7 protein-coding genes are annotated in these 11,972 nt (G+C 75.2%); 3 read left to right on the forward strand and 4 right to left on the reverse strand.

Annotation, left to right across the window (positions count from 1 at the left end; translation table 11 throughout):
* On the forward strand, positions 1 to 1,111 hold a 1,111-nt coding region (locus EDJALFJO_RS33940), incomplete at its 5' end, for an endonuclease/exonuclease/phosphatase family protein (RefSeq protein WP_088281630.1).
* A gap of 37 nt (positions 1,112 to 1,148) precedes the next feature.
* Here the strand turns inward: EDJALFJO_RS33940 and trxA are convergent.
* Both trxA and EDJALFJO_RS01865 read right to left on the reverse strand, forming a co-directional pair.
* Positions 1,149 to 1,523 carry a thioredoxin gene (gene trxA, locus EDJALFJO_RS01860; RefSeq protein WP_088281632.1) on the reverse strand — a complete coding sequence of 125 codons (375 nt, stop codon included), beginning with the start codon at positions 1,521 to 1,523 and terminating at the stop codon, positions 1,149 to 1,151.
* A gap of 67 nt (positions 1,524 to 1,590) precedes the next feature.
* Entirely contained in the window at positions 1,591 to 1,986 is a 396-nt protein-coding gene (locus EDJALFJO_RS01865) for an AraC family ligand binding domain-containing protein (protein ID WP_088281634.1), read from the reverse strand.
* A 117-nt stretch (positions 1,987 to 2,103) separates the two neighbouring features.
* Between EDJALFJO_RS01865 and EDJALFJO_RS01870 the strand changes: the two genes are divergently transcribed.
* Positions 2,104 to 3,921 (forward strand): biotin carboxylase N-terminal domain-containing protein, encoded by a 1,818-nt coding sequence (locus tag EDJALFJO_RS01870; protein WP_088281636.1) that lies wholly within the window; start codon positions 2,104 to 2,106, stop codon positions 3,919 to 3,921.
* A gap of 18 nt (positions 3,922 to 3,939) precedes the next feature.
* Here EDJALFJO_RS01870 and EDJALFJO_RS01875 read toward each other — a convergent pair whose 3' ends face one another.
* Positions 3,940 to 6,108: an ATP-dependent helicase gene (locus EDJALFJO_RS01875; protein ID WP_088281638.1), complete on the reverse strand. Its 2,169-nt coding sequence runs from the start codon at positions 6,106 to 6,108 to the stop codon at positions 3,940 to 3,942.
* 142 nt (positions 6,109 to 6,250) lie between these two features.
* Here EDJALFJO_RS01875 and EDJALFJO_RS01880 point away from each other — a divergent pair, with 142 nt between their 5' ends.
* Positions 6,251 to 11,542, forward strand: a complete 5,292-nt coding sequence (locus EDJALFJO_RS01880) for a fibronectin type III domain-containing protein (protein WP_143448234.1) — start codon at positions 6,251 to 6,253, stop codon at positions 11,540 to 11,542.
* A gap of 8 nt (positions 11,543 to 11,550) precedes the next feature.
* Here the strand turns inward: EDJALFJO_RS01880 and EDJALFJO_RS01885 are convergent, their stop codons facing one another.
* Complete coding sequence (locus tag EDJALFJO_RS01885) at positions 11,551 to 11,850, reverse strand: hypothetical protein (protein ID WP_088281642.1); 300 nt, start codon at positions 11,848 to 11,850, stop codon at positions 11,551 to 11,553.
* Positions 11,851 to 11,972 lie beyond the last annotated feature (122 nt).

Genomic DNA, 11,972 nt, shown 5'->3' on the forward strand with positions numbered 1-11,972 from the left:
CCACGGCCCCGCCGACCCGGACGACGTCGCCGCCCGCTTCGACCTCGGCCCGGACGACGACCCGCCGCCCGCGGCCGACCGCCGGGACGACCCGCCCCGTGGCCGCACCCCGTGGGCGCGGCCCGGTCTGCGGCCGGGCCCGCGCGGCCCCGTCGCCGGGCGCTGGTGGACCGTCCCGCTCGCCGCGCTGCTCCTGCTCTGCTGGGCGGCGTCCGTCTTCGCCGACGTCGGCGGCCTGCTCGGCGTGCTCCCGGTGACGCTCGCGACGACCGCCCCGTTCGTCACCGTCCTCGCCGTGCCGGTCGCGACGCTCGCGGTCCGGCGGCGGCGCTGGGAGAGCCTCGTCGCGGCCCTCGTCGCCGGTGCCCTGCCGTGGGCGTTCGTCCTCGGCTACGCGTCGGCGGACCCGCCGCCGGCCGACGCGGGCGCGGCGGTCACGGTGCTCGTCGTCAACGCGCACGACGGCCGGGCGGACGCCGCCGAGATCGTCGCCGCGGTGCGCAGCCACGACGTCGACGTCCTCGTCGTCACCGAGCTGTCCCGCACGCTGACGCACGAGCTCACGGCGGAGCGGCTCGCGACGTTCCTCGCGCCGCAGTGGTTCGACGTCCAGGACGCCCCCGACGAGGGCCTCGGCGTCTGGAGCCGGCTCGACCTCACGGGCACCGCGCTCGTGCCGGGGACGACGTGGCCCGCGGTCTCGCTCCAGGTGCAGACCCGGGCCGGTGAGCTCACGGTCGTCGCCGGGCACGTCGTGCCCCCCGTGCCGTCGGACGTCGACGCCTGGCGCTCGGACCTCGCGGCGCTCGGTGCCGCCGTCCGGGGCAAGGAGCGGACGCTGCTCGCCGGCAGCTTCAACGCCTCGCCGTGGCACGCGCAGTACCGCCGGCTGCTCGGCACGACGCTCGTCGACGCGGCGGACGTGCAGGGTGCCGGGCTGCGCCCGACGTGGCCCGCCTGGACGCCGCTGCCCCTCGTCCCGCTCGACAGCGCACTGGTCACCAAGGACCTGCGCGTCGTCAGCGCGGACACGGTGCCGGTCGGGGGCACCGACCACCGGGCGCTGCTCGTCTCGCTCGAGGTCCCGGGCGACCTGCGCTCCGGCGACTGAGGCCGCCGCCGGTACCGACGGGCGAGCGGCCGGGCCGTCAGACCTTGTCGCGCGCCGCGACCTGCTCGGCGTACTGGGCGCGGACGTGCTCCATGTCGAGCGCCCGCACCTGGCCGATCAGGTCCTCGAGCACCGGCTGCGGGAGCGCACCGGCCTGCGAGTGCACCGGGATCCCGTCGCGGTAGGCGACGAGCGTCGGGATCGACCGGACGCCGTACATCGCGGCGAGCTCCGGCTCGGCCTCGGTGTCGACCTTCGCGAAGACGACGTCCGGGTTGCTCTCCGAGACCTTCTCGTAGACGGGGGCGAACCGCTTGCACGGGCCGCACCACTCCGCCCAGAAGTCGATGAGGACGATGCCCTCGGAGATCGTGCTGTCGTGCTGGTCGAGGGTCAGTTCCTTGGTGGGCACGCCCGCTCCTCAGGTGTCGTCTCGGGTGTCGTCCGCGGACCGGGTGCGGACGCGGGTGGCGCGTTGTTCAACCGACCGGGTCGGCGGCGTGTTCCCCGCCGTCCTGGCCGTCGTCCTCCCGGTGCACGAGACCGGGGCCGAACGCCGGCACGCACACGGCGACGTAGTCCGCGCCGTCCGGCCCGACGCCGTACCGCACCCGCTCGCCGGCCCGGGTGAGCACCGCCTGCCCGGCCCGGACCTCGACGACGCCGTCGTCGTGCTCGACGACGACGGACCCGCGCAGCACGAGGGTGACCTCGTCGAACTCGGGGACCTGGGCCGGTTCCTGCCAGCCGGGCGGCGCCGCCATCCGCGCCACGCTGACGCCCGGCGTGGACGTCGCGACCCGGCCGACGAACTCCTCGATGACCTTGCCGCCGGGCACCGGGATCCGGCTCGGCTCGTTGATGACCTCGGGCACGGCGTCAGCGTACGGCCCGCCGGGCGTGCCTCCTCGTCGACGTGGCCTGCGCCACTGCGAAGGTCCTCTTGGGCCCCGGCCGCACGCGGATAGGCTCCACACGCCGGAAGGAGCGACATGACGACGACGTCACCGGGCGAGGACGTGCTGTCCACCGCCAAGCCGATCACCAAGGTCCTCATCGCGAACAGGGGCGAGATCGCCGTCCGGATCGCGCGAGCGTGCCGGGACGCAGGGCTGGGCTCGGTCGCCGTGTACGCCGACCCGGACCGGGACGCCGTCCACGTGCACGCGTCCGACGAGGCCTACGCGCTCGACGGCTCCACCCCCGGCGACAGCTACCTCGTCGTCGACAAGCTGCTCGACGTCGCACGCCGCTCCGGCGCGGACGCCGTGCACCCCGGCTACGGGTTCCTCGCCGAGAACGCGAACTTCGCCCAGGCGGTCATCGACGCCGGGCTGACCTGGATCGGCCCGCCGCCGCACGCGATCGACGGGCTCGGCGACAAGGTCAAGGCGCGCCACATCGCGCAGAAGGCCGGAGCTCCGCTGGTGCCCGGCACCAAGGAGCCGGTCGGCGGCTCCGACGAGGTCGTCACCTTCGCCCGCGAGCACGGGCTGCCGGTCGCCATCAAGGCGGCGTACGGCGGCGGCGGCCGCGGCCTCAAGGTCGCCCGCACGATCGAGGAGATCCCCGAGCTGTTCGACTCCGCCGTCCGCGAGGCGGTCGCGGCGTTCGGTCGCGGCGAGTGCTTCGTCGAGCGCTTCCTCGACCACCCGCGGCACGTCGAGACCCAGTGCCTGGCCGACATGCACGGCAACGTCGTCGTCGTGTCGACCCGCGACTGCTCGCTCCAGCGCCGCAACCAGAAGCTCGTCGAGGAGGCCCCGGCACCGTTCCTCAGCGAGGCCCAGGTCACCGAGCTCTACCGGGCGTCGAAGGCGATCCTCCTGGAGGCGGGCTACGTCGGCGCCGGCACGTGCGAGTTCCTCGTCGGCCCGGACGGCACGATCTCCTTCCTCGAGGTGAACACCCGGCTCCAGGTCGAGCACTGCGTCTCCGAGGAGGTCAGCGGCATCGACCTCGTCCGCGAGCAGTTCCGGATCGCCGCCGGCGAGCCGCTCGGCTACGGCGACCCCGAGCTGCGCGGCCACTCCATCGAGTTCCGCGTCAACGGCGAGGACGCCGGCCGCAACTTCCTGCCGCAGCCCGGCACGGTGGCCGTCTGGCAGCCGCCGACGGGTCCCGGCGTCCGGCTCGACTCCGGCGTCGTCGAGGGCTCGGTCATCGGCGGCGCGTTCGACTCGATGCTCGCCAAGCTCGTCGTCACCGGGCACACCCGGCAGCAGGCCATCGAGCGCTCCCGGCGGGCGCTCGCGGAGTTCGTCGTCGAGGGCATGCCGACGGTGCTCCCGTTCCACCGCGCGGTCGTCTCCGACCCGGCGTTCGCCCCCGCCGACCCGGAGCAGCCGTTCTCGATCCACACCCGTTGGATCGAGACCGAGTTCGTCAACACGATCGAGCCGTGGAGCGGCCCCGCCGCCGACGCCGCCGAGGAGTCCCCGCGCGAGAAGGTCGTCGTCGAGGTCTCGGGCAAGCGGCTCGAGGTGTCCCTGCCCGCCGGGTTCGGCGGCGGGGGCGGGTTCGGCGGCGGTGCCCCCGCGGCGCGCAGGGCACCGAAGCGCTCCGGCGGCGGCAAGGCCGGCGCCGCGGCCTCGGGCGACGCGCTCACGTCGCCGATGCAGGGCACGATCGTCAAGATCGCGGTCGAGGAGGGGCAGACCGTCGCGGCCGGCGACATGGTCGTCGTCCTGGAGGCGATGAAGATGGAGCAGCCGCTCACGGCCCACAAGGCCGGCACCGTGACGGGGCTGTCCGCCGCCGTCGGCCAGACGGTCTCCAGCGGCGCGGTCATCTGCGAGCTCAAGGACTGACGGCCACCGCCGGCGGACTCACCCCCACAGGGCGTCGATCCGCGCCGCGACGAGGTCCGCGGCGCTCTGGGCAGGGGTCCGCCGGCCGTCGCCGGTGACGTCCACGACGACCCGGTCCTCCTCGTGGCCGTACGGCCGCTCGGCGAGCAGCGCCCGCACCCCCGGCCCGAGGAAGCGCGACGGCTGGGACCACGTGTGCTTGTCGTCGCGGGCCCTCGGGTGGTGGTGGTACCGCTGCGGCAGGTAGAGGTCGAGGCTGCGCCGGGCCCGGGTCACGGCGACGTAGAAGACCCGCCGCTCCTCCTCGAGGCCGGTGGACGTCGTGAGGTTGAGGTCCGAGGGCCACCCGCCGTCGCTCGCGTGGAGCACGTGGACGGCCTCCCACTCCAGGCCCTTCGCCGAGTGCGCCGTCGAGACGACGAGCCAGTCCTCGTCGATCGTCGGCGGGCCGGCGAGGTCGGACGTCGAGGCGGGCGGTTCGAGGACGTGGTCGGCGGCGACGTCGGACAGGCGCGCGTGCTGCGCGGCCGCGGCGACGATCGCGTCGAGGTCGGCGAGCCGGGCCGGGCCGTCCGGGTAGGCGCCCTGGACGAGCGGCGCCACCGCGGCCCGGAGCCGCTCCGCGTGGGCGGCGACGCTCTCGCCGTCCGTCGGCACGAGCGCGGAGACGACGGCGAACGCCGCGCTGCGGGCGGAGACGGGCAGCGCGGCCTCGGCGAGCGGCCAGCGCAGCAGCACCTGGCCGGAGCCGGCGGCCGAGCCACCGGTAGCGCCGGCCCCGCCGTCGGTGGTCGCCCCGAGCGCCTCGACCGCGCGGCGCGCCGACGCCGGGCCGACACCGGGCAGCAGCTGGAGCAGCCGGAACCACGCGAGCTCGTCGAACGCGTTGTCCGCCAACCGGAACGCGGCGAGCAGGTCCTTGACGTGCGCGGCCTCGAGGAACCGTAGACCGCCGTACTTCACGTACGGGATCCGCCGCGCGGAGAGCTCGAGCTCGAGGGTGTTGCTGTGCGAGGCCGTCCGCACGAGCACCGCCTGCTCCCGCAGCGGCACCCCCTCCTCCCGCAGCGCGAGCACCCGCTCGCAGACCGCGCGGACCTCCGCCTCGTCGTCCGCGCACCGCCACAGCGTCGGCCGCCCGACCGGGGCCGGGACGCCCGCCCCGGCCGCCGCACCGGGTGCGCCCGCCGGCAGGTCGCGGGCGCTGCGCAGGACGGCGGTGAAGCCCTCGGGCGCGTCGGCGGCGACGGCGTTCGCGACGTCGAGCAGCGGCTGCCCGGCCCGGTAGCTCGTCTCGAGGACGACGGTCGTCAGCCCCGGGAAGACCGCCTCCATGTCGAGGATGTGCCGCGGGTCGGCCGCCCGGAAACCGTAGATCGCCTGCGCGTCGTCCCCGACGACCGTGAGCCGCTCGTCCCGCGCCCGCAGCGCCCGGACGATGTCGACCTGGAGCGCGTTGACGTCCTGGTACTCGTCGACGAGCAGGTGGTCGACACCGTCCGCCAGCGTCGGGCCGACGACCGGGTCGAGGGCCGCGGCGTGCCAGTGCAGGAGCAGGTCGTCGAAGTCGAGGACGCCGAGGGCGCGCTTGCGCGCGACGTACCCGCGGCAGGCCGCGGCGATCTCCTCGACCCGCTCGGCCGCCCACGGCACCGTCTGCGTGACGACCTCGGCGAGCGGCTGCTGGGTGTTGACGACGCGGGAGTAGACGTCGAGCAGGGCCGCCTTGCGCGGGAACCGCCGCCCGTCGGTCGCCGACAGCCCGAGGTCGTGCCGCACGAGGTCCATGACGTCGGCGGCGTCCGCGGTGTCCACGACGCCGAAGCCCTCCGGCAGCCCGAGCCGGGCCGCGTGCCGGCGCAGCGTGCGGTGCGCGACGGAGTGGAACGTGCCGCCGCGGGCCCGGCCGGGAGCGGTGCCGTGCCGGTGGGCCGCGGTCGTCAGGAGCGCCTCGCTGCGGGTGAGCATCTGGCGCGCGGCCCGGCGGGTGAAGGTGAGCAGGAGGATCCGCTCGGCCGGCACCCCGGTCGCCGCGAGCCAGGCGACCCGGTGGGTGAGCGTCGTCGTCTTGCCGGTGCCGGGCCCGGCGAGCACCCGCAACGGGCCGCCGTCGTGGGTCACCGCCGTCCGCTGCGCCTGCGTGAGACCGTCGATAAGGGCGTCGGCAGCAGCCACGGATCCGAACATGCGTTCGACTGTAGCCGGTCCGGGCGACGGCGGAGCCCTGTCGGCGGCGCGCCGCGCGGTCACCCGTCCGGCGCCTTCCCGGGCAAGATCCTCAAGCCCGCCCGGCCTTGAGCCGAGCGCGCGCGATGCCGATCACCGAAGGGTGGAGGCAGGCCTCGAGAGCGCCGGGCACCTCCCGCGGCAGCACGGACGACGTGCCGCCCGCGGGAGCGTGCCGTCGCGCCGCGAGGCGCTGCGGGCCGGCTCCCTGCGGCGGCGGTTCGGCGACGGCGGCCTGGCCGCCGTCCTCATGCTCGGGCTGGCCGCCGCCGTGCTCGTCCTCGGGCTCGTCGGGGCGGTGTTCTCCGGGACGACGGCCGGACCGGCGACGACGCTGACCGCCGGGACGCTGAACGGGTATGTCCCCACGGCGGTGTCCGCGTCGAGGACGGCGGCCACGACGTGCCTCGTCTCCTGGACGCCGGTCGCGAGCCCGCCGGCCGGGCTCACGTACGACGTCACGGACGGCACGGGCAGCACCGTCGCGACGGCCGTCGCCGGGACGAGCGCGTCGGTCACGGTCCCGGCATCCTCGGTGTCGCCCACCGTGAAGGCCAGGATCGGGAACTGGGTCTCCTCGGCGGCGACCACGGCGGCCGCGCCGTGCAAGGGCTTCCCGGACGCCCCGTCGGGCCTGACGCTGACCCCGTCGGACGGCGCCGTGACCGCGACGTGGACGGCACCCGCCGGCCACGGCGGCACCGTCGCCTCGTACACCGCGACGATCAGCCCGGCCCCCGCGTCGGGGTCGGCCACGTGCACGGCGACCGTGCCGACGACGACCTGCTCGTGGTCGGCACTGACGAACGGGCAGGCGTACGTCGTGTCGGTCACCGCGACGTCGGACGTCGGGACCGGCCCCGCGGCGTCCGCGACGACGTGGCCGTACCCGTCGGGCGTGATGTCGCCGGCGAACCTGAGGCTGTGGCTCGACGGCGCGGACACCGCGACGCTGTTCGCGTCGTCGGGCTGCACCGGGGCCGCCGCGACGACGACCGTCGGCTGCTGGAAGGACAAGTCGGCCCAGGCGAACCACGCCGTCCAGACGACGAGCAGCTACCGGCCGGCCCTGGCGACTGCCGCGGGGCACTCGGTCCCGTCGCTCGACGGCGTCGACGACCGGCTCTCCCTGAACCCCTCGTTGCTGCCGAACGGCTCGTCGCCGAGCACGCAGTTCCTCGTCGCGGCGCTCGACGACCCCGCCCCCGTCTCGAGCGGCTTCCGGGTCGCGGTCACCTGGGGCTCGACCAGCGTCAGCGGCGCCCGGACCCACGGCAAGATGGCCGGCAGCGCGACGATGTTCGCCGACGCCCGGTTCGACGGCGGCGCGGTCGGCGGGACCTGGCTGGCCTCACCGTCGCTGCTCACCTCGGAGTTCACCGCGTCGCAGCTACGGACGGCGCCGTTCGGCAGCGGGACGTGGACGTCCCAGGCGAGCACGACGAGCACGGGGACGGCGGTCGCGGTCGTCGGCACGGACGTCGACCTCACCAACTTCTGGCAGGGCCGGGTCCCCGAAGTCGTCGTCGTCGGCACGACGGTCACGGACGCGGAGCGCCGCAGGGTCGAGGAGTACCTCGCCCGCAAGTGGGGCAGCACGATCACCCCGCAGGCACCGACCGCCGTCAACGGCGCCGCGACGACCGCGACCTCGACGAGCGCGAACGTCTCCTGGACCGCCCCCGTCTGGGACGGCGGCTCCGCCGTCACCTCGTACACGGCGACGGCCGTCCCTACCGCGGGCGGGTCGACCGTGACGTGCACCGCCACGGCGCCGACGACGACGTGCACCCTCACCGGCCTGGCCGGCGGCGGCGCGCAGTACGCGGTCACGGTCACCGCGACGAACACGGCGGGGACCGGCCCGGCGTCCTCGTCCGCGACGGTCTTCAGCGGCGTCCCGTCGGCGGCGAGTGCGAAGCTGTGGCTCGCCGCCGACGACCTCGACGCGGACGGCGCGCAGGAGTCGTCGGCCGAGGCCGGCCTCGTCTCGGGCGCCGTCCAGACGTGGAAGGACAAGTCCGGTGGCGCCCTCGACGTCACGGCCCCCTCGGCCGCGAAGCGCCCCGCCTACGCAGCCCGGACCCTGAACACGTACGCGGTCCCCACGTTCGACGGGTCGACCGTGCTCACCGGGTCGGGGTCGAACCCGTACGGGATCACGGGAGACCGGAGCCTGTTCGTCGTGGCCCGGGAGCGGACCGTGGATCCGACGAACACGTTCGTCGTCGACCGCAGCCCGGAGGACAACCCGTTGTTCTCGCTCCTGGTCTGCTCGGGGAGCTGGGCCCTGCAGCACCGGGACGACACCGGGGCGGGGCTGTCGTGCGTGTCGGCCGGCAGCTCGCCGAGCGCCAACCGGGTGGACGTCGTCGGTGCGCAGCGCAGCGGGACCAGCGACTCCGCGCGGGTGTCCGGGTCCCCGGGCTCGACCGCCACGCTCGCAGGCACCGTCACCCAGCGCGCGGTCACGATCGGCCGGCACGTGAGCTTCACCGGCACCTTCGACCTCGACGTCGCCGAGGTGCTGCTCTACGACACGTACCTGTCCGGCAGCCAGCGCCGCGCCGTGGAGAAGTACCTCGCCGACAAGTGGGGCGGCTCGCTCGCGCCCGACGTCCCGACGGCCGTCACCGCCACGGCGACCGGCACCTCCGGGCAGGCGACGGTCTCCTGGACGGCGCCGACCGACATCGGCGGCTCGGCCCTGAACCTCTACACCGCGCGGACGACGACGGGCGGGTTCTCCTGCACCGCGACGCCGCCCGCGACGTCCTGCACCCTGACCGGCCTCACCGACGGCACGACGTACACGGTGTACGTCGAGGCGAGGAACAGCACCGGCACCGGGGACCGGTCGGCGACCACGACGGTCACCACGGCCACGGTGCCCGGCGCCCCGACCGGGGTCGCGGCGACGTCCGGTGACACGACGTCGTCCGTCAGCTGGACGGCGCCGGCGGCCACCGGCGGATCGGCGATCACCGGGTACACGGTGACCGCGGTCCCCGGGAACGGTGGCCTGCCGAACGTCACGTGCTCGGCCGCCGCCGGCCCCTGCACGCTGACCGGACTCGTCAACGGTGTGACCTACACCGTCACGGTCACTGCGACGAACGCGGTCGGCACCGGACCGGCCTCCTCGCCGGCGACGGTGATCCCGTATCCCTCGTCCGTCATGACCTCGGGCGCGACCGCGCTGTGGCTGGACGGCGCGGACCCCGCGAAGCTGCTCGCCTCGTCGGCCTGCACCGGTGCGGCGGCGACGACGACCGTCGGCTGCTGGCTCGACAAGTCCTCGTCCGGCAACAGCTTCAGCCAGGGCACGGCGGCCTCCCAGCCGGTGCTCGCGACCGTCAACGGGTTCGGCGTCCCGTCGTTCGACGGCACCAACGACCGGCTCGTCGGCTCGGCGCTCCTGCTGCCGACCGGGACGGCGACGTCCACCGTCTTCGCGGTCGGCCGGCTCACCGATCCGACCCCGACGACCTCCAACTACCGCACGCTCTTCGACTACGGCACGGAGTCAGGCGGCAGGGCCCGCACGCTGGAGAAGCCCACCACCTCGAGCGCGGTCGCCGCCGAGACCTACGGCGGGATGATCACCGACGGGACCTGGGGACCCTCCTCCGCGCAGGTGGTCGCGGCCCAGTTCGCGACGGGCGTCGTGTCTCTGTGGAACTCCGGGCGGCCCGCGGTGACGACGAGCACCGCCTTCAACACCGGGACGACCTTCGCGACGCTGGGGTCGGAGAACACGAGCCTGTTCTGGATGGGGCAGACCCCCGAGGTCGTCGTGCTCAGCACCGCACCGAGCGCGACCGCCCGCCGCGCCGTCGAGGAGTACCTCGCCCGCAAGTGGGCGGCGACGATCACGCCTCAGGCGCCGACGGCCGTCACGGCCACCGGCGGCCAGAACACGCAGTCGACGGTCTCCTGGACCGCACCGTCCTGGAACGGCGGGTCGGCGGTGACCTCGTACACCGCGACGTCCTCCCCCGGCGGGCTCACGTGCACGACCGCCTCGACGTCGTGCACCGTGACCGGCCTGACGAACGGCACGGCGTACACCTTCACGGTGACCGCGACCAACGCGGTGGGCACCGGCCCGGCGTCGTCGGCCTCGGCCGCCGTCACGCCGTACACCGTGCCCGGTGCCCCGACCGGCGTCACCGCGGCCACCGGGGACACGACATCGGCCGTCTCCTGGACCGCCCCGGCCTCCACGGGCGGCTCGGCGATCACGTCGTACACCGCGAGCGCCGTCCCGTCCGACGGCACGCTGCCGACCCGGACCTGCTCGGCCGCGACGAGCCCGTGCACCGTGACCGGCCTGACGAACGGCGTCACGTACACCGTCTCCGTCACCGCGACGAACGCCGCGGGCGCCGGTGCGGCGTCGTCGACCACGACGGTCCTGCCCTACCCGTCCGGGGTGCTCACGAGCGCCCGGCTAGAGCTGTGGCTCGACGGCGCCGACCCGTCGCGGATGTTCGCCGGCAGCACGTGCTCGGGCGCGGTCGCGACGACGACCGTCGGGTGCTGGCTCGACCGGTCCCCGAACGCGACCCCGGTCGACCAGGGGACGACGTCGCAGCGGCCCGCGCTGACGACGGTCGGCGGGCGCCAGGTCCCCGGGTTCGACGGCACGGACGACGACATGCAGGCCGACATCGGCGTCCTCCCGCAGGGCACCGCCGTCAGCACGATGTTCACCGTGGCGACGATGACCGACCCGGGCCCGGCGGCGTCCGGGATGCGCGACGTGTTCGCCTGGGGCTGGGTCAGCACCGGCGAGGCCCGCGGCATCTTCAAGCAGGCCAACAGCTCCGCCGTCATGGCGAGCTCGTGGAACGCGAACGTCGTGACGAGCGGGGTGTGGTCGTCGTCGCCGCAGCTCGCGGCCGCCGAGCACGCCTCGCCATACGTGACGCTGTGGACCGCGGGCCGGCCGGCGGTCGTCTCCGCGAGCAGCGCGTTCAACACGTCGTGGGTCGGGGCGAGCCTGGCCCACGCGAACAACTCCTACCACTGGTACGGCGCGATCCCCGAGGTGATGATCCTCAACGCGACGCTCACCGCGGCCGAGCGGCGCCAGGTCGAGGAGTACCTGGCGCGCAAGTGGGCGGTGACCGTCACCCCCTCGGCCCCGCAGTCGCTGTCCGCGACCCCGGGCACCGGAACGGCGTCGTTGTCGTGGTCGGCGCCGGCGTGGAACGGTGGAGCGGCGGTGACCTCCTACACGGCCACCGTCTCCGGCGGCGGCTCGTGCGTCGTCACAGGGACGACGGCCGCGTGCACCGGCGTCCCGGCGGGCAGCCGGACGTTCACCGTGACCGCGACGAACTCCGTCGGGGCCGGCCCCGCGGTGACGACGACCGCGACCGTCGGCTGACCACCGGCTCAGCGCCGGGTGCGCGCCTCCCGCCGCGTGCGCGGCGGCGCGGTGAGCTCGAACGCCGGCGCGGCGGCGAGCAGCGGCTCGGGCAACGGCTGGGCGTGGTCCGCGGGCCCGGCGGCGACCCGGACGAGCGGCGGCGCGGGCAGGCCGGCCCGGGCCGGGGGCCGCCGGGTCAGCAGCCGCCGGGCCCATTCCTCGCGGCGGCGCCGCGAGGTCGCCCCGACGACGAGCGCCGAGCAGCAGAAGCCGCCGGTCCAGGCGAGCAGGAGCAGCACGACAGACTGCTCGACGAAGGCATCCATGCCTGCGGACCGCCCCGCTTCCGTGCCGGGCCGTTGCATCGTCCATGATCGCTTGCGCCGCAACGGGTCCGGCACCCCACCGGACGACGACACGCTTTCATGCCGGCACCGGGCCGCGCGGG

Origin of the sequence: Kineosporia sp. A_224 (assembly GCF_002198655.1) — a bacterium.
Taxonomy (GTDB): domain Bacteria; phylum Actinomycetota; class Actinomycetes; order Actinomycetales; family Kineosporiaceae; genus R-H-3.